The sequence below is a fragment of the Paraburkholderia madseniana genome (genome assembly GCF_009690905.1).
In the GTDB taxonomy this organism is placed as follows: Bacteria; Pseudomonadota; Gammaproteobacteria; order Burkholderiales; family Burkholderiaceae; genus Paraburkholderia; species Paraburkholderia madseniana.
This window is the reverse complement of record NZ_VOSW01000028.1, coordinates 24,982-42,147: the sequence shown is the minus strand read 5'-3', so window position 1 is coordinate 42,147 and position 17,166 is coordinate 24,982. Positions and strand designations below refer to the sequence as shown.

Annotated in this window: 13 protein-coding genes; 9 read left to right on the top strand and 4 right to left on the bottom strand. The window is 62.3% G+C overall.

The genetic code is table 11. The features are described 5' to 3' along the window. Window positions 1–86 precede the first annotated feature (86 nt). From betA to betI, 3 genes are read right to left on the bottom strand one after another with little or no spacing between them, the layout of a single operon-like run. Complete coding sequence (gene betA / locus FSO04_RS16525) at window positions 87–1,772, bottom strand: choline dehydrogenase (RefSeq protein ID WP_154560702.1); 1,686 nt, start codon at window positions 1,770–1,772, stop codon at window positions 87–89. Between the two features lie 12 nt (window positions 1,773–1,784). Next, on the bottom strand, window positions 1,785–3,254 hold the full coding sequence (gene betB / locus FSO04_RS16520) for a betaine-aldehyde dehydrogenase (protein WP_154560701.1): 1,470 nt from the start codon (window positions 3,252–3,254) through the stop codon (window positions 1,785–1,787). Between the two features lie 31 nt (window positions 3,255–3,285). Further along, the gene (gene betI / locus FSO04_RS16515; protein ID WP_154560700.1) at window positions 3,286–3,873 is read right to left on the bottom strand and encodes a transcriptional regulator BetI; all 588 of its coding nucleotides are present in this window, start codon (window positions 3,871–3,873) and stop codon (window positions 3,286–3,288) included. Window positions 3,874–4,125: 252 nt separating this feature from the next. On the opposite strand from betI, the gene fdhA reads away from it, so the two are divergent. Then, entirely contained in the window at window positions 4,126–5,325 is a 1,200-nt protein-coding gene (fdhA, locus tag FSO04_RS16510; protein ID WP_154560699.1) for a formaldehyde dehydrogenase, glutathione-independent, read from the top strand. Between the two features lie 152 nt (window positions 5,326–5,477). On the opposite strand, the gene FSO04_RS16505 is transcribed toward fdhA, so the two are convergent. Then, window positions 5,478–6,473: a GlxA family transcriptional regulator gene (locus tag FSO04_RS16505; protein ID WP_154560698.1), complete on the bottom strand. Its 996-nt coding sequence runs from the start codon at window positions 6,471–6,473 to the stop codon at window positions 5,478–5,480. Between the two features lie 456 nt (window positions 6,474–6,929). Here FSO04_RS16505 and FSO04_RS16500 point away from each other — a divergent pair, with 456 nt between their 5' ends. From FSO04_RS16500 to FSO04_RS16465, 8 genes are all read left to right on the top strand, one after another. Further along, window positions 6,930–8,204: a serine hydroxymethyltransferase gene (locus FSO04_RS16500; protein ID WP_154560697.1), complete on the top strand. Its 1,275-nt coding sequence runs from the start codon at window positions 6,930–6,932 to the stop codon at window positions 8,202–8,204. Between the two features lie 18 nt (window positions 8,205–8,222). After that, on the top strand, window positions 8,223–9,194 hold the full coding sequence (locus tag FSO04_RS16495) for a dipeptidase (protein WP_007177107.1): 972 nt from the start codon (window positions 8,223–8,225) through the stop codon (window positions 9,192–9,194). Between the two features lie 43 nt (window positions 9,195–9,237). Further along, the gene (locus tag FSO04_RS16490; protein WP_154560696.1) at window positions 9,238–9,774 is read left to right on the top strand and encodes a DUF5943 domain-containing protein; all 537 of its coding nucleotides are present in this window, start codon (window positions 9,238–9,240) and stop codon (window positions 9,772–9,774) included. Between the two features lie 40 nt (window positions 9,775–9,814). Then, complete coding sequence (locus FSO04_RS16485) at window positions 9,815–11,878, top strand: NADH:flavin oxidoreductase (RefSeq protein ID WP_154560695.1); 2,064 nt, start codon at window positions 9,815–9,817, stop codon at window positions 11,876–11,878. Between the two features lie 2 nt (window positions 11,879–11,880). Further along, the gene (locus tag FSO04_RS16480; protein WP_154560694.1) at window positions 11,881–13,794 is read left to right on the top strand and encodes a (Fe-S)-binding protein; all 1,914 of its coding nucleotides are present in this window, start codon (window positions 11,881–11,883) and stop codon (window positions 13,792–13,794) included. Window positions 13,795–13,798: 4 nt separating this feature from the next. After that, window positions 13,799–14,977, top strand: coding sequence for an electron transfer flavoprotein subunit alpha/FixB family protein (locus FSO04_RS16475; RefSeq protein WP_154560693.1), 1,179 nt, complete (start codon window positions 13,799–13,801; stop codon window positions 14,975–14,977). Beyond that, entirely contained in the window at window positions 14,974–15,765 is a 792-nt protein-coding gene (locus FSO04_RS16470; RefSeq protein ID WP_154560692.1) for an electron transfer flavoprotein subunit beta/FixA family protein, read from the top strand. The genes FSO04_RS16475 and FSO04_RS16470 overlap by 4 nt, the downstream gene beginning before the upstream one ends. Window positions 15,766–15,838: 73 nt before the next feature. Then, window positions 15,839–17,149, top strand: coding sequence for an aromatic ring-hydroxylating oxygenase subunit alpha (locus tag FSO04_RS16465; RefSeq protein WP_154560691.1), 1,311 nt, complete (start codon window positions 15,839–15,841; stop codon window positions 17,147–17,149). The last annotated feature ends 17 nt before the right edge of the window (window positions 17,150–17,166 follow it).

Sequence of the window (17,166 nt, the reverse complement as noted above, 5' to 3'; positions counted from 1 at the left end):
TCCTCTGACCGAACCCCAAAAAAAGGCCGCGAAATATTCGCGGTCTTTTTACTGGCGCCAGGTTCGACGGTTAGTGTCGACGCGGATTAAACCGCCGCTACGTCACGCTTCCGCGAAGCCATCCCATTCGCCACGAAGTAAGGCGTCTCCACCCGCGCCAGAGTCTTCCGTCCGCGAATCTGATCTGCGATCTTCTCCGCAAGCATGATCGTCGGCGCGTTCAGATTGCCGGTTGTGATCTGCGGCATGATCGACGCATCGACCACTCGCAACGCATCGAGCCCATGCACGCGTCCCTCGTTATCCACCACAGCCATATCGTCATAACCCATCTTGCACGAGCACGACGGATGAAATGCGGTCTCCGCACGCATGCGCACGAAAGCATCGAGTTGCTCATCGGTAGTCAACTCCGCGCCCGGATTCAACTCCCGGCCGCGATAGCGATCCAAAGCCGGCTGCCGCATGATCTCGCGCGTAATACGGATCCCGTCACGGAATTCCCGCCAGTCGAGCGGATCGGCCATGTAATTGAACAGGATGCTCGGATGCGCGGCAGGATCGCGTGACGTGAGCTTCACACGACCACGGCTTGGCGAACGCATCGAGCCGACATGCGCCTGGAAACCGTGCATCTTGATCGCGTTGGAACCGTTGTAGTTGATCGCGACGGGCAGGAAGTGATACTGGATGTTCGGCCACAGATCCTCATCGCGGGTACGGATGAAGCCGCCCGCTTCGAACTGATTGCTCGCGCCAATACCCGTGCCGTTAAGCATCCATTCAAGTCCGATGGCCGGCTGATTCCACCATTGCAACGCGGGATACAGCGAAACCGGCTCCTTGCATTCGTACTGGATGTACATCTCCAGATGGTCCTGCAGGTTTTCGCCGACGCCTGGCAGATCGTGCACGAGCGGCACGTCGAGCTCGCGCAGCCACGTCGAACGGCCTACGCCCGAGCGCTGCAACAATTGCGGCGAGGCAATCGCGCCGCTGCACACCAGCACTTCGCGGCGTGCATGCGCTGTCTCGGCATTGCCGTGACGCAGATACGTGACGCCGATCGCGCGCTTGCCCAGGAACAGCACGCGATCGGTCATGGCATGCGTCACGATGGTGAGATTCGGGCGCGTCTTGGCGCGATCCAGATAGCCGCGCGCGGTGCTGGCGCGTCGGCCGTTCGCTGTGACCGTGCGATCCATCGGGCCGAAGCCTTCCTGCTGATAGCCGTTGAGGTCGTCGGTACGCGGAAAACCCGCCTGCACGCCGGCCTCGACCATTGCCGCGAACAAGGGATTGTTGCCGGGCTTGCTCGTCGTCACATGGACCGGGCCGTCGCCGCCGTGATACGCGTTCGCGCCGACATCGCGTGTCTCGGCTTTGCGGAAGTACGGCAGGCAATCCAGATAGGTCCAGTTTTCCAGCCCGGGGCGGCCGGCCCACCCGTCGTAATCGAGCGCGTTGCCGCGGATATAGCACATACCGTTGATCAGCGACGAACCGCCGAGCCCTTTGCCGCGTCCGCACTCCATGCGACGGTTGTTCATATGCGGCTCGGGGTCGGTTTCATACGCCCAGTTATAGCGCCGACCTTGCAACGGATAGGCGAGGGCCGCGGGCATCTGCGTGCGGAAATCAAAGCGGTAGTCGGGGCCGCCTGCTTCGAGGAGCAGCACGGTCACATCCGCGTCTTCGGTCAGGCGAGAGGCGAGCACGTTGCCCGCTGAACCCGCGCCGACGATGATGTAGTCGTATTCGTTCGAAGCCATCCCCAACACTCCTTAGAACACCGGTTGATACGGGCCGAGTTCGACCTGCACGGACTTGATGCGCGTGTAGTGTTCGAGCGTGGTGATGCCGTTCTCACGGCCGACGCCCGATTGCTTGTAGCCGCCCACCGGCATTTCCGCGGGCGACTCGCCCCAGGTGTTGATCCAGCAGATACCCGCTTCGAGTCGATGGATCACGCGATGCGCACGCGCCAGATTCTCGGTGACAACGCCCGCAGCAAGACCGTAAGCGGTGTTATTGGCCCGCGAGATCACTTCGTCTTCGTCGTTGAAAACGAGGATGCTCATCACCGGGCCGAAGATTTCTTCGCGCACGATCCGCATGTCGTCATGGCAGCCGGTGAAAACCGTCGGTTCGACGTACTGGCCGTTGCCGAAATGGCCTTCCGTCAGCCGCTTGCCGCCGGCAATGAGCCGCGCGCCTTCCTGCACGCCGCTCTCGATGTAGCCGAGCACTTTCTGCAATTGCGAGGCGCTGACCAGCGGGCCGAAGTTGGTGTCGACGTCCGTGGGCGCGCCGACGCGAATTCGCTTTACACGTTCCAGCGCCAGCGCTTCGAACCGTTCCAGCACGCTACGCTGCACGAATACACGTGTACCGTTCGTGCAGACCTGGCCGGAGCTGAAGAAGTTGGCGCTCATCGCGATGTCGGCGGCCCGTTCGAGGTTGGCGTCGTCGAAGACGAGCAGGGGGGACTTGCCGCCCAGTTCCATCGTCACTTCTTTCAGCGACGAGGCGCCCGCCAGCGACATCACCTTCTTGCCCGTTTCAACGCCACCGGTGAATGAAATCTTTTCGATGTCCGGATGCGCGGCGAGCATCGCCCCCACGCGGCCGTCGCCTTGCACGACGTTGAACACGCCGGCCGGTACACCGGCTTCGGTATAAATCTCGGCGAGTTTCAACGCGGACAGCGGCGTGATCTCGCTCGGCTTGAAGATCATCGCGTTGCCGGCTGCCAGGGCGGGCGCCGATTTCCAGCACGCAATCTGGATCGGATAATTCCATGCACCAATTCCAGCACACACACCCAGCGGTTCACGCCGCGTATAGACAAACGACGAAGGCCGCAGCGGAATCTGCTGACCTTCGATGGCGGTCGCCAACCCTGCGTAGTACTCGATCACGTCCGCGCCGGTGACGATATCGACCGCCCGGGTCTCCGCAATCGCCTTGCCGGTGTCGCGTGTTTCGAGTGCGGCGAGTTCGTCATTGCGTTCACGAAGGATCTCGACCGCGCGGCGCAAGATGCGCGAGCGCTGCATCGCCGTGAGCGCGGCCCACTCGCGTTGGCCGTCGCGTGCGGATTGCACCGCGCGATCCACGTCGGCCGCTGAGGCTTGTTGCACGGCGGCGAGCGTTTCGCCCGTGGCGGGGTCGAGCGTGTCGAAGGTCTCGCCACTGGTCGCGTTGACGTAGGCGCCGCCTATGTAGAGACGTTGCGTTTCGAATACCGCCATGAGTTGCTCCTTTTCTGTAAATGTCACCGGTCTAGCTGCGTGCTTCCAGCACCAGATCGATGTATTCGTTCGCGACGCGCAGCGCCGCCTTGGTATCGAACGGCTCACCGGACAAAGCACCGCGCAGCCACAGCCCGTCGATCAACGCCGCGAGGCCGCTCGCCGCACGGCGCGCCGCCGGACGCGGCAGCGCTTTAGAAAAATCCGCACACAGGTTCGAGTTCAAACGCCGCGTGTTCACGTATTGAAGCCGCCGCAATTGCGGCTTATGCATGCTCTCGGACCAGAAAGCGAGCCACGTTTTCATGACCGGGCCGCTGGTCTGCTCGGCGTCGAAATTCGCCGCAACGACCGCGCGCAATTTCGAGCGCGGATCCGCCTTCGCTGCACGGCGACGTCTTGACGTGGCTTGCCACAGATCGCGCAGCACATGGCGCATGGTGGCTTCGAGCAAACCGTCCTTGTCGCCGAAATAGTGACTGACGATGCCGGTGGAAATGCTCGCGCGCTGCGCGACCGAAGCGAGCGTCGCACCGGCGAGGCCCGTCTGGTCGATGGTCAGCAGGGTTGCGTCGATCAGTTGGGCGCGGCGGATTTCGCGCATTCCAAGTTTGGGCATGGTGCTGGAGGCGGCAGGCGCAGGCCGGCCGCCCAAGTGTTCGATGGGGAATACTAGTTTTTTTATATTGAACGGTCAATCAATAAAAACCGGGTTGCATCAGCGTGGGCATGGGTTGCGCCCGGCGTGTCGGTTCCTGCCAAACCGGTGTCGTGTTCGGTACATGTCCTTTGTTTCAGCGGGCGCTACGCTCGTTGAACGGCGCGTCACGTAGAGTCAGGCGCGCCGCTCACGAGACATGGAGACAGACAAATGAGCAGCAATCGCGGCGTCGTGTATCTAGGGCAGGGCAAGGTGGAAGTTCAGTCGATCGACTTCCCGAAGATGGTCGATCCGCGTGGCCGGTCAATCGGTCACGGCGTGATCCTGAAGGTGGTCAGCACGAATATTTGCGGCTCCGATCAGCACATGGTGCGCGGCCGCACGACCGCCGAGGTCGGCCTCGTACTCGGTCACGAGATCACCGGCGAGGTGATCGAGGTGGGCCGCGACGTTGAAACGTTGAAGGTCGGCGACCTGGTGTCGGTGCCGTTCAACGTCGCTTGCGGACGCTGTCCGACTTGCAAGGCGCAGCACACCGGCGTGTGCCTGAACGTGAATCCGTCGCGGGCGGGTGGCGCTTATGGCTACGTCGACATGGGCGGCTGGATCGGCGGCCAGGCCGAGTACGTGCTGGTGCCGTACGCCGACTTCAATCTGCTGAAATTCCCCGACCACGCTCAGGCAATGTCGAAGATCCGCGACCTGACGTGCCTGTCCGACATTCTGCCGACCGGCTATCACGGCGCGGTGATGGCGGGTGTGAAGCCCGGCGCTACGGTCTACATTGCAGGCGCGGGGCCGGTGGGAATGGCCGCCGCCGCTTCGGCGCGCTTGCTGGGCGCGGCCTGCACGATCGTCGGCGATATGAATGAGGCGCGTCTGGCGCATGCTCGCAAGATGGGTTTCCAGACCATCGACCTTTCGAAGGACGCGACGCTCGGCGAGCAGATCGAACAGATTCTTGGCAAGCCCGAAGTGGATTGCGCGGTGGACTGCGTCGGTTTCGAGGCGCATGGTCATGGCAGCAGCGGTTCGCATGAGGAAGCGCCGGCCACGGTGCTCAATTCGCTGATGGAAATCACGCGAGCTGCGGGCGCGATCGGCATTCCGGGTCTGTATGTAACGGACGATCCGGGCGCCACCGATGCCGCCGCCCGCAAAGGCAGCCTGAGCATCCGTTTCGGCCTCGGCTGGGCCAAGTCGCACTCGTTCCACACCGGGCAGACGCCGGTGATGAAGTACAACCACAATCTGATGCAGGCGATCCTGTGGGACCGCTTGCCGATTGCGGATATCGTGAACGTGACGGTTGTCTCGCTCGACCAGGCCCCGGACGGTTACCGGCAGTTCGATGGCGGCGCGCCGAAGAAGTTTGTGATCGACCCGCACGGGCTGTTGAAAGCGGCTTAAGGGCGGAAAGGGACCGCCTTCGCGGTCCTGCCTGAGACTTTGTCACGCAAGGCAGAACAGCGTGATCACGACGCATGCGCTGAGCGGGTTCCCGTTCGACGCATGTGTTGTGTTCTCAGGCGGTGAAGTTATCAATCAGTGAGGCAATCGACTCAAGCCGCCATGACGGGCGCTGCCGCCAGCGACGGCGCCTGCTTGCGCCGTTCGCGCGTCGGCGCGGTGCCGAACGCGTCGCGATAGCTCTTCGAGAAGTGGCAAGCCGACTGGAAGCCGCAAGCCATCGTGATGTGCATGATCGACATGTCGGTCTGCAGCAGCAACTCGCGGGCGCGCCGCAAGCGCAGCGTCAGATAGTAATGCGTCGGCGTCATCCCGAGATGTTCGCGGAACAGGCGCTGCAATTGCCGCTGTGACATGCCGGCGAGTCGTGCGAGTTCTTCGCGCGAAAGCGGCTCTTCGATGTTGTTTTCCATCAGCGAGATCACTTCGAAGAGCGACTTGTTGGCCGATCCAAGTCGCGCCACCAGCGGCATTTTCTGTTGGGCGCTGTTATCGCGCACGTGTTCGACGATGAACTGCTCCGCGATCTGTGTGACGCGCGCTGTACCGACCCGCGGCGTGATCAGGTTGAGCATCATGTCGAGCGGCGCCACGCCACCCGTGCACGTGACGCGATCGCGATCGATCACGAACAGTTCTTTCAGAAAGCGCGTGTCGGGAAACTCTTCCTTGAGCGCCGACATGTTCTCCCAGTGAATCGCACACGCGTAACCGGCCAGCAAGCCGGCACGCGCCAGCGCATAGGTGCCGGTGCACAGGCTGCCGAGCACGCTGCCCATGCGGGCGAAGCGGCGCAGCGCGACGAGGTGGGCAGGGGTGGTGGCGCGCTGCACGTCGATACCGCCGACCACGAACACGATATCCGGCTGACCGACACACTCGACCGGACCGGTATCGACCGAGAGGCCGTTGCTCGCCATCACCGGGCCGCCTTCGGGACTCACAATCGACCAGCGGTAAAGCGTTTGTCCAGTCAGGTAGTTCGCCATGCGGAGAACTTCGATCGCGTTGGTGAACGCGATCATCGTGAAGTTCGGCACCGGCATGAATGCAAAGTGCGACAGCGACGCCGTGCGATCGGTGGACATGGGGGAAATGAATCCTTCGAATCTGTAATGTCGCGTCGCCGTGGGGGGCGGCGACTCCTGCAATTTTGAGGACGAGCGCAACTAACGTGCCATCAGGCTAAACCCTCGGTTGCGCATCAATACAGTCGGATCGCTACACGAACGGCACCAGAACGGAGCTACCTGAGTCCACACGCGCACCCGAACTGCGCACAACGATCAGCTGCAGTGCAGCAAAAGCGCGAACAGCTAACGATCGTTCGAAACCTGCCATCGTGACTTGTCGAAAAAGGTCGCTCATGGCGGAAAAGGCAAAGAACGCGTCTGAATTCGTAAATTGGCGCGCGGGGCGAGAGTCAAGAATAGACCCAATGCAGACCGGTGGCAGCAGGGCTTCACAGCCCGATCAGCAGCCCGCTTCATAGCCAGGCTTCACAGCCGCTTCCGGTCCTTCGCCAACCACCCCACGGACTTTCCATGTCGAACCCGAATCCTTTCTTCGAAGAATCGCTGGCCACGCGTGACGCGGCGGTGCGCGGCGCCATTTTGAAAGAGCTGGAGCGCCAGCAGTCGCAAGTCGAATTGATCGCGTCGGAAAACATCGTGTCGCGCGCGGTGCTCGAAGCGCAGGGCTCGGTGCTGACCAACAAATACGCGGAAGGATATCCGGGCAAGCGCTATTACGGCGGGTGCGAATACGCCGACGTGGTCGAAACGCTGGCGCTCGATCGCATCAAGCAGATTTTCAACGCGAAATTCGCCAACGTGCAGCCGCATTCCGGCGCGCAGGCCAACGGCGCCGTGATGCTCGCCTTGGTGAAGCCGGGCGACACGGTGCTCGGCATGTCGCTCGACGCGGGCGGCCACCTGACCCACGGCGCCAAGCCGGCAATGTCGGGTAAGTGGTTCAACGCGGTCCAATACGGCGTGAATCGCGACACGATGCTGATCGATTACGAGCAGATCGAGGAACTCGCGCAGCAGCACAAACCGGCGCTGCTGATCGCGGGCTTTTCGGCTTATCCGCGCGCATTGGATTTCGCACGGTTGCGCGCGATCGCCGATGGCGTGGGCGCGAAGCTGATGGTGGATATGGCGCACATCGCCGGGATTATCGCGGCCGGCCGCCACCAGAATCCGGTCGAGCACGCGCATGTCGTCACGTCGACCACGCACAAGACGTTGCGCGGGCCGCGCGGCGGCTTTGTTCTGACGAATGACGAAGACATCGCCAAGAAGATCAACTCTGCCGTGTTCCCGGGCTTGCAGGGTGGCCCGCTGATGCATGTGATCGCCGGCAAGGCGGTGGCGTTCGGCGAGGCGCTGCAACCGGGTTTCAAAACCTACATCGATAACGTGCTCGCGAATGCGCAGGCACTCGGCGAAGTGTTGAAGGCGGGTGGCGTCGATCTGGTCACGGGCGGCACGGACAACCATCTGCTGCTGGTCGATCTGCGCCCGAAGGGCCTCAAAGGCAATCAGGTCGAACAGGCGCTGGAACGCGCAGGCATCACCTGCAATAAGAACGGCATTCCTTTCGACACCGAGAAGCCGACTGTCACTTCCGGCGTTCGCCTCGGCACCCCGGCGGGCACGACGCGCGGCTTTGGCGTGAGTGAGTTCCGCGAAGTCGGGCGGCTGATCGTCGAGGTGCTCGACGCGCTGCGTGATCACCCGGAAGGCCATGCCGCAACAGAACAACGCGTGCGCCGCGAGATTTTCGCGCTGTGCGAACGCTTTCCCATCTACTAAGCACGCCTGGAGCAAACGATGAGCACTCTGCACGACAACAGCATCATCATCGACGGCCTGAACATTTCGAAGTTCGAGCGTTCGGTGTTCGAGGACATGCGCAAGGGCGGCGTAACCGCAGTGAACTGCACAGTGTCGGTCTGGGAAAGCTTCCAGAAAACCGTCGACAACATCGCCGAGATGAAGCAGCAGATCCGCGAATACGGCGAGATCCTGACCCTCGTGCGCACCACCGACGACATCTTGCGTGCGAAGAAAGAGAACAAGACCGGCATCATTTTTGGTTTCCAGAACGCGCATGCGTTCGAAGACAACCTCGGCTATATCGAGGCCTTCAAGGACCTCGGCGTGAACGTGGTCCAGCTTTGCTACAACACGCAGAATCTGGTCGGCACGGGCTGCTATGAACGCGACGGCGGTCTGTCGGGCTATGGCCGTGAAGTGATTCAGGAGATGAATCGCGTCGGCATCATGGTCGACCTCTCGCATGTGGGCGGCAAGACGTCGTCCGAAGCGATCGCGGCCTCGAACAAGCCGGTGTGCTACTCGCATTGCTGCCCGTCGGGCCTGAAAGAGCATCCGCGCAACAAGAGCGACGAGCAACTCAAAGAGATCGCCGATGCAGGCGGTTTCGTTGGTGTGACGATGTTTGCGCCGTTCCTGAAGCGCGGCCCGGACGCGACCGTCGAAGACTATATCGAAGCAATCGAATACGTGGTGAACCTGATCGGCGAAGACCAGGTCGGCATTGGTACGGACTTCACGCAAGGCTATAGCACTGAGTTCTTCGACTGGATCACGCACGACAAGGGCCGTTATCGCCAGTTGACGAACTTCGGCAAAGTGGTGAATCCGGAAGGCATTCGCACGATCGGCGAGTTTCCGAACCTGACGGCCGCGATGGAACGCGCAGGCTGGAGCGAGACGCGCATCAAGAAGATCATGGGTGAAAACTGGGTGCGCGTGTTCGGCGAAGTCTGGAAGGTCTGATTCGCCATTCACAGAACCTGAACCTATAAAAACGGAGCCCCACATGCAACCCCAACTGCCTATCGACGTCGATCCGAACACCGGCGTCTGGACCACCGACGCGCTGCCGATGCTTTACGTGCCGCGCCACTTCTTCACGAATAACCACACGGCTGTCGAGGAAGCGCTCGGCATCGACACGTATGCCGAGATTCTCTACAAGGCCGGCTACAAGTCCGCGTATTTCTGGTGCGACAAGGAAGCGAAACAGCACGGCATTGCGGGTATGGCGGTGTTCGAGCATTACCTGAACCGCCTGTCGCAACGCGGTTGGGGCCTCTTCACGATTACGGAAGCCGATCCGTCCAGCTCGCGCGCCCGCATTGAATTGCACCACTCGTCGTTCGTGCTTGCGCAGCCGGGCAAGGAAGGCAAGCTTTGCTACATGTTCGCCGGCTGGTTCGCGGGCGCGATGGACTGGGTCAACGACACCGCGCCGGATGGACAGCGCAAGGGTCCGCCGTCCCATTCGAAGGAAGCGCGCTGCGCGGCCGAAGGCCACGATCACTGCGTGTTCGAAGTGTCGCCGCTCGCGTCGTAACAACAACGCACACAGCCTATTCATTCCGAGGTCGATCGCGATGCGTTACCCGAACCTTTTCAAGCCTCTCACGCTGAACAAACTGACTTTGCGCAACCGCATCGTCAGCACCGCGCACGCCGAGGTGTATGCGGAGCCGGGCGGTCTGCCCGGCGATCGTTATATCCGTTACTACGAAGAGAAGGCCAAGGGCGGCGTCGGCCTCGCCGTGTGCGGCGGCTCGAGCCCGGTGTCGATCGACAGTCCGCAAGGCTGGTGGAAGTCGGTGAATCTCTCGACCGACAAGATCATCGATCCGCTCGCCCGGCTCGCCGAAGCCATGCATCAGCACGGCGCAAAGATCATGATTCAGGCCACGCATATGGGCCGCCGCTCGGCGTTTCATGGCGAGCATTGGCCGCATTTGATGTCGCCATCCGGCGTGCGTGAGCCGGTACACCGCGGCAATGCGAAGATCATCGAAGTGGAAGAGATTCGCCGCATCATCACGGACTTTGCCGCGGCTGCCAAGCGTGTGAAAGATGCCGGCATGGACGGCATCGAGATTTCTGCGGCCCACCAGCACCTGATCGATCAGTTCTGGAGCCCGCGCACGAATTTCCGTACCGACGAATGGGGCGGCTCGCTCGAAAACCGCCTGCGCTTTGGCACGGAAGTGTTGAAGGCGGTGCGCGAAGCGGTAGGCGCGGATTTCTGCGTCGGTTTGCGCATGTGTGGCGATGAATTCCATGAAGACGGTCTCGATCACGAACAACTGAAAGAGATCGCCCAGGCGATGAGCGAAAGCGGTCTGATCGACTACCTCGGCGTGATCGGTTCCGGCGCGGATACGCACAACACGCTGGCGAACTGCATGCCGCCGATGGCGCTGCCGCCCGAGCCGTTCGTGCATCTCGCGGCCGGGATCAAGTCGGTGGTGAAGCTGCCTGTGATGCATGCGCAAAGCATCCGCGACGCGGGCCAGGCGGAACGTCTGCTCGCAAGCGGCATGGTCGATCTGGTCGGCATGACGCGCGCGCAGATCGCCGATCCGCATATGGTCATCAAGATCCGCGACGGCCGCGAGGACGAGATCAAACAATGCGTCGGCGCAAACTATTGCATCGACCGCCAGTACAACGGGCTGGATGTACTGTGCGTGCAGAACGCCGCGACGTCGCGTGAAGAAACCATGCCGCACGTGATCGCGAAGACAAGTGGGCCGAAGCGCAAGGTGGTCGTGGTCGGTGCGGGTCCGGCTGGACTGGAAGCGGCGCGCGTGGCGAAGTCGCGCGGTCATGACGTGGTGCTGTTCGAGAAGAACGACTACGTCGGCGGTCAGATCATGCTGGCCGCGAAAGCGCCGCAGCGCGAGCAGATGGCGGGCATCGTGCGCTGGTTCGATATGGAAACGAAACGCCTCGGTGTCGATCGACGTCTCGGCGTCGCCGCCGACGAAAAAACCATCATGGCGGAGAAGCCGGACATCGTCGTGCTGGCCACGGGCGGTTCGTCGTTCACGTCGCCAGTGGCGGCGTGGGGCGTCGAAGAAGGGCTTGCGGTCAGTTCTTGGGATGTGCTGTCGGGCAAGGTTGAGCCAGGCAAGAACGTGCTGGTTTATGACGGCGTCAGCACGCACGCCGGCGCGGGCGTAGCGGATTTCATGTCGAGCCGCGGCTCGAATGTCGAGATCGTGACGCCTGACGTGAAGGTGGCCGACGATGTCGGCGGCACCACGTTCCCGATTTTCTATCGGCGTCTCTATGCGCAAGGTGTGATTCATACGCCGAACTACTGGCTCGACAAGGTGTACGAGGAAGACGGCAAGAAGATCGCCGTGATCCGCAACGAGTACACGGAAGAGCAGGAAGAGCGCGCGGTCGATCAGGTGGTGATCGAGAACGGCAGCACGCCGAACGACCAGCTCTACTGGACGCTCAAGCCCGAGTCGGTGAATCGCGGCCAGGTGGACGTGCACAAGCTCTTCGCGTCGGAGCCGCAACCGTCGCTCAGCGAAGAAATCGGCAACGGCCGCTTCCTGCTGTTCCGCGTCGGCGACTGCATTTCCATGCATAACATTCACGGCGCTATCTACGACGCGCTGCGCCTTTGCAAGGATTTCTGACGATGAGCCCCGTGTTTGTCATCACCGTCCTGCTGTGGTTGTCGGTAGCGGGTCTCGCGTTCGCGCTCGCCAAACGCGCTGCCTACTGGCGCGAAGGCCGCGCCACGCCAGCGGGCGCGTACGGCTGGACCAATCTGCTGGCGATCCCGAAGCGCTATTTCGTCGACCTCCACCATGTGGTCGCGCGAGACCCGTATATCGCGAAGACGCACGTCGCGACGGCGGGCGGGGCGATCCTCGCGATGGCGCTGGTGTTCGTCAACTACGGTCTCGCGATCTACTCGCCGTGGCTCGACAAGCTGATCTTTCTGGCCGCGCTGGTGATGCTGGTCGGCGCGGTGTTCGTCTGGCGCCGGCGGCATGGCGCGAAGGCGGTTCCGGCACGGCTCTCGCGTGGGCCTTGGGATCATCTGCCGCTGCTGCTTGGATCATTCGCACTCGGTTTGGCGCTGTTCATCGCGTTGCCGGCTGCGGCGATGTCGGGTGCTTTCGCGATTATCGTCGCGTTGCTGATCGCAGTCGGCGCGTTCACGATGACCTTCGGAGCGGCTCGCGGTGGTCCGATGAAACATGCGCTCGCCGGGCTGCTGCATCTTGCCTTTCACCCGCGTCAGGAGCGTTTTGCCGAGCGCAACGATAACGATGTCGTGCCGCCGACCGCATTGAAGGCGCCGCTGCTCGACACGAAGGAATACGGCGTCGGCAAGCCGGTCGAGTTCCGCTGGAACCAGTTGCTGAGCTTCGACGCCTGCGTGCAATGCGGCAAGTGCGAAGCGGCGTGCCCCGCGTTTGCCGCCGGGCAGCCGCTTAATCCGAAGAAGCTGATTCAGGATCTCGTCACGGGCATGGTCGGTGGCACGGACGAAGCTTATGCCGGCAGCCCGACGCCCGGCATTCCGATCGGCAAACACGGCGGCGCGCCGGGCAAGCCGCTCGTATCGAGCCTGATCGAAGCGGACACGCTGTGGTCGTGCACCACTTGCCGTGCCTGTGTGCAGGAGTGCCCGATGCTGATCGAGCACGTCGACGCGATCGTGGATATGCGCCGCAACCAGACGTTGGTTGAAGGCAGCGTACCTGGCAAAGGTCCGATTACGCTCGCCAATCTGCGCGAGACCGGCAGTTCGAACGGTTATGACATCGGAGCGCGTTACGACTGGGCTGTCGATCTGCAAGTACAGGTCGCGCAACCGGGACGGCAGGTGGACGTGCTGTTGATCGCCGGCGAAGGCGCGTTCGATATGCGCTATCAGCGCACGCTGCGGGCGCTGATCAAAGTGCTGAACCGGGCGGGGGTCGACTACGCGGTGCTCGGCGGCGTCGAAACCGATACTGGCGACACGGCACGGCGTCTCGGCGACGAAGCGACCTTCCAGCAACTCGCTCAACGGCTGATCGGCACGCTCTCGCAGTACTCGTTCCGCAAGATCGTTACCGCCGATCCCCACGTACTGCACAGCCTGCGCAACGAATATCGCGCACTCGGCGGTTTCTACGAGGTCCAGCATCACACGGCACTGATCGAAGAACTGGTATCGAGCGGCAAGCTGTCGCCGAAGGCGGTCGCTGCGTTCGCGGACCGCAAGATCACGTATCACGATCCGTGCTATCTGGGCCGCTATAACGGTGAGACGGAAGCGCCGCGCCGTTTGCTGAAATCCATCGGCATCAAGGTGGTCGAGATGGAACGCAATGGTATGCGCGGACGTTGCTGCGGAGGCGGCGGTGGTGCACCGTTGACTGACATCCCCGGGAAAAAACGCATTCCGGACATCCGTATCGACGACGCCCGCGCGATAAACGCGGAGATCGTCGCGGTGGGTTGCCCGAATTGCACGGCGATGCTCGAAGGCGTGGTCGGCCCGCGTCCGGAAGTGCTGGACGTCGCCGAACTGGTTGCAGCGGCGCTGGAGTAACGCCATGAACAATCTCAAACGAATCGATCCGCGCCGGCCGTTCACGATTACGGCCGATGGGCTCAGGCGCATTACGCTTGGCATGACGGCTGTTGCCGGCTCGACGGAACTCGTGGCGCATGGCTCGACGGGGTCGGCGCATCGCGAGCACGCAAAACCGCGCCGCACGACGGCTGCAGCGCAGCGTGTGCTGCTGGTGGCTGCCCACGCGGACCGCGGCGCGCTGGACGATCACGCGCGCCAGACCCTGGCCGCCGCTGCGCTGATCGCGGACGCGACAACCGAAGTCGTACTGCTCGTATTCGGTGAGTTCAGCGGCGACGCCGCCGCGCTCGGTGCCGACAAGCTGATCGAGTTGCCGATGTTCGACCGCCGCGTTTTCGCGCCGCTCGACGAGCTGAACGCACTGGCCGCGTGCGTCGCGGCCTATGCGCCGGCGCACATTTTTCTGCCCGACAACGCCACTGGCGATGGCGATCTCGGCCGCCGTTATGCGGCCGCCGCGAACGCAAGCGTCGCGACACATGTCGTCGAAATCGATGCAGCACATGTCGCGGCTTATATTCAGACGAATACGACGTTCGCCTCACGCGCGCTTCCTGAGGTCGTTTTGCTCGCACCGAACGCGGTCGATCCGAAGTTGCCATTTGTCGGTGCGGGTGAGCGAGTGGTGTGGCGTTTCGATGGCGAGCCGGCGTCGTCCAAAGGCATCGTGCGCGATCTTGGCATCGAGGAGATCGACGCCGCCCAGCTCGCGCTCGAAGAGGCGGATTTCATCGTCTCGGCAGGCAACGGCGTCAGCGATGTGCACGCGTTCGAGAGCCTCGCGGCCACATTAGGCGCTGCGATCGGCGCAAGCCGCGTCGCCGTGGACGACGGCAAGTTCACCCGCGACAAGCAGATTGGCGCCACCGGCAAGACCGTCGAAGCGAGCGTCTATATCGCGTTCGGCATTTCCGGCGCGGTTCAGCACCTGCAGGGCATCAAGGATTGCCGGCACGTGATCGCGGTGAATCTTGACGCCAGCGCGCCAATCGCCAAACGCGCCAATCTGACCGTCATCGCCGACGCGCAAGAAACCATCGCGGCGCTGAATGAAGCCGCGGCGGCTGCACGCACGGCACGCGGCACGGGGGCTGCGCTATTGAATTCAACGGCTGTTGCGGAAGGAGCGCTTGCATGAAAATCGCCGTACTGGTTTCTGTGGGGCGGCACCCGGTCAGCGGCACCGCGCGCTACAGCCGCAACGACGCCGCCGCGCTGACGATAGCGCTCTCGCTCGCCAAAACGCACGGCGCGACGCTCGACGTATTGCACGCGGGCGATCCGTCGAATCCGGCGCTCAAGGAATATCTGGCACTCGGCGCGCGCACTGTCGAGGTGCTGGAAGTGCCGGCAACGCCTGAATGGCGAGGCGATGCGCTAGCACCGCTCGCCGCACGTCTACGCGGCTACGACCTCGTATTGACCGGCACCCGTGCCGAAGGCGCCTTCGATAGCGGCATGCTGCCGTATCGCGTCGCCAGTGCGCTTGAGTTGCCGTTGGTCGGCGCAGCGGTTGATCTGACGATTCGCGACGGCTGCGCCGAAGTCCGGCAATTCATGCCGAAAGGCTTGCGCCGCCGCGTCGAAGTGCGGCTGCCGGCCTTGATCGCCGTGCATCCGATGGCCAACACGGCGCCGAGCTACGCCTATGCAAGGTTGCGCGAAGGCACGATCCGTCCAGTCGCGACAGATGCGTCCGGACGCGCGGCCTCAGCCAACCCCGACGAACCCGCCTGGACAATCCGTCCCGCGACCGCCAAACCGGTGCGTCTCGCCGCCGCCGAGAAGCGCTCGGGTCATGCCCGCATGCTCTCGGCGACGACGACCGAAAGCCGCGGTGGCAGCGTCGTAATTGAAGGGAGTTCCGTCGAAAAAGCACAAGTGATCCTCGCGTATTTGCGCGAGCATCAACTTGTGGATTACTGATTTCCGGTTCGGGCCAGCATGCGACCAGGAGGGCCTGGCGCAGCGCCAGACGTGACATGCAACGGAGCACACAATGAAAGTTTCGGCAGACGTTCGCGCAATGATCGAACGCCGCAAAAAGAATCACACGCTGGAAGCGCCGTTCTATACGGGCGACGAGATTTTCGCGCTCGACATGGAGGCGATCTTCCGCAAGCACTGGATTCAGGTCGCGGTGGAACCGGATGTCCCGGAACCGGGCGACTACATCACGGTGGAAATCGGTAACGATTCGATTCTGATCGTACGCGACGACGACATGGAGGTGCGGGCGTTCCACAACGTTTGCCGCCATCGTGGCGCGCGTTTGTGCAATACGGACAAGGGTTCGCTCGGCAATATCGTTTGCCCGTATCACAGTTGGACCTACAACCTGAACGGCGATCTGATGTTCGCCGAGCATATGGGCGATCAGTTCGACCGCTGCAAGCACAGCCTGAAAGCGGTGCACCTCCAGAATCTCGCCGGTCTGATCTTCATCTGTCTCGCGGATGAGCCACCCGCCGACTTCGCCGTGATGCGCGCCGCGATGGAACCGTACCTGCTGCCGCACGATCTCGCCGGCTGCAAGGTCGCAGCGACGATCGATATCATCGAAGAGGGCAACTGGAAGCTCACGATGGAGAACAATCGCGAGTGCTACCACTGCGTCGCGAATCATCCCGAGCTGACGATTTCGCTTTACGAATACGGTTTTGGGTATCAGCGCACGCCCGCCAACGAAGAAGGCATGGCCGCGTTCGAAGAGACCGTGGCGCGCCGTACCGCGCAATGGGAGGCGATGAAACTGCCGTCGGCGGAAATCGACCGTCTGGCGGATCTGGTGACGGGTTTCCGCACGCAACGCCTGCCGCTCGATCGCGACGGCGAATCGCAGACCATGGACGCGAAGGTGGCCTCGAAGAAGTTGCTCGGCGGTTTCGAGCAGGCCGACCTCGGTGGCCTCTCGTTCTGGACGCAACCGAATTCGTGGCATCACTTCATGAGCGACCATATCGTCAGCTTTTCGGTGATTCCGCTGTCGGCAGGAAAAACGCTGGTGCGCACCAAGTGGCTTGTCCACAAGGATGCACGCGAAGGCATCGATTACGACGTGAACAATCTCACGGCCGTGTGGCGCGCCACCAATGACCAGGACCGCGCGCTTGTGGAGTACTCGCAACGCGGCGCAACCAGCAGCGCCTACGAACCGGGTCCGTACTCGCCGTTCACCGAAGGCCTCGTCGAGAAGTTCTGCGAGTGGTACATCGGCCGTATTGCGGAGTACAGCAATGCGCCCCAAACCCATGATGCCGGCGATACGCCGGTGTCGCACGGCGAAAAAGTCGTGTCTTTCATGCGCTGAGCGCGATACCGCAACCA

Excerpts from the sequence above, each read along its gene's own strand:
- betA (WP_154560702.1), bottom strand. The coding sequence starts at position 1,772 with ATGGCTTCGAACGAATACGACTACATCATCGTCGGCGCGGGTTCAGCG.
- FSO04_RS16490 (WP_154560696.1), top strand. The coding sequence starts at position 9,238 with ATGCAACCCCAACTGCCTATCGACGTCGATCCGAACACCGGCGTCTGG.
- FSO04_RS16485 (WP_154560695.1), top strand. The coding sequence starts at position 9,815 with ATGCGTTACCCGAACCTTTTCAAGCCTCTCACGCTGAACAAACTGACT.
- betB (WP_154560701.1), bottom strand. The coding sequence starts at position 3,254 with ATGGCGGTATTCGAAACGCAACGTCTCTACATAGGCGGCGCCTACGTC.
- betI (WP_154560700.1), bottom strand. The coding sequence starts at position 3,873 with ATGCCCAAACTTGGAATGCGCGAAATCCGCCGCGCCCAACTGATCGAC.
- fdhA (WP_154560699.1), top strand. The coding sequence starts at position 4,126 with ATGAGCAGCAATCGCGGCGTCGTGTATCTAGGGCAGGGCAAGGTGGAA.
- FSO04_RS16470 (WP_154560692.1), top strand. The coding sequence starts at position 14,974 with ATGAAAATCGCCGTACTGGTTTCTGTGGGGCGGCACCCGGTCAGCGGC.
- FSO04_RS16475 (WP_154560693.1), top strand. The coding sequence starts at position 13,799 with ATGAACAATCTCAAACGAATCGATCCGCGCCGGCCGTTCACGATTACG.
- FSO04_RS16495 (WP_007177107.1), top strand. The coding sequence starts at position 8,223 with ATGAGCACTCTGCACGACAACAGCATCATCATCGACGGCCTGAACATT.
- FSO04_RS16465 (WP_154560691.1), top strand. The coding sequence starts at position 15,839 with ATGAAAGTTTCGGCAGACGTTCGCGCAATGATCGAACGCCGCAAAAAG.
- FSO04_RS16505 (WP_154560698.1), bottom strand. The coding sequence starts at position 6,473 with ATGTCCACCGATCGCACGGCGTCGCTGTCGCACTTTGCATTCATGCCG.
- FSO04_RS16500 (WP_154560697.1), top strand. The coding sequence starts at position 6,930 with ATGTCGAACCCGAATCCTTTCTTCGAAGAATCGCTGGCCACGCGTGAC.
- FSO04_RS16480 (WP_154560694.1), top strand. The coding sequence starts at position 11,881 with ATGAGCCCCGTGTTTGTCATCACCGTCCTGCTGTGGTTGTCGGTAGCG.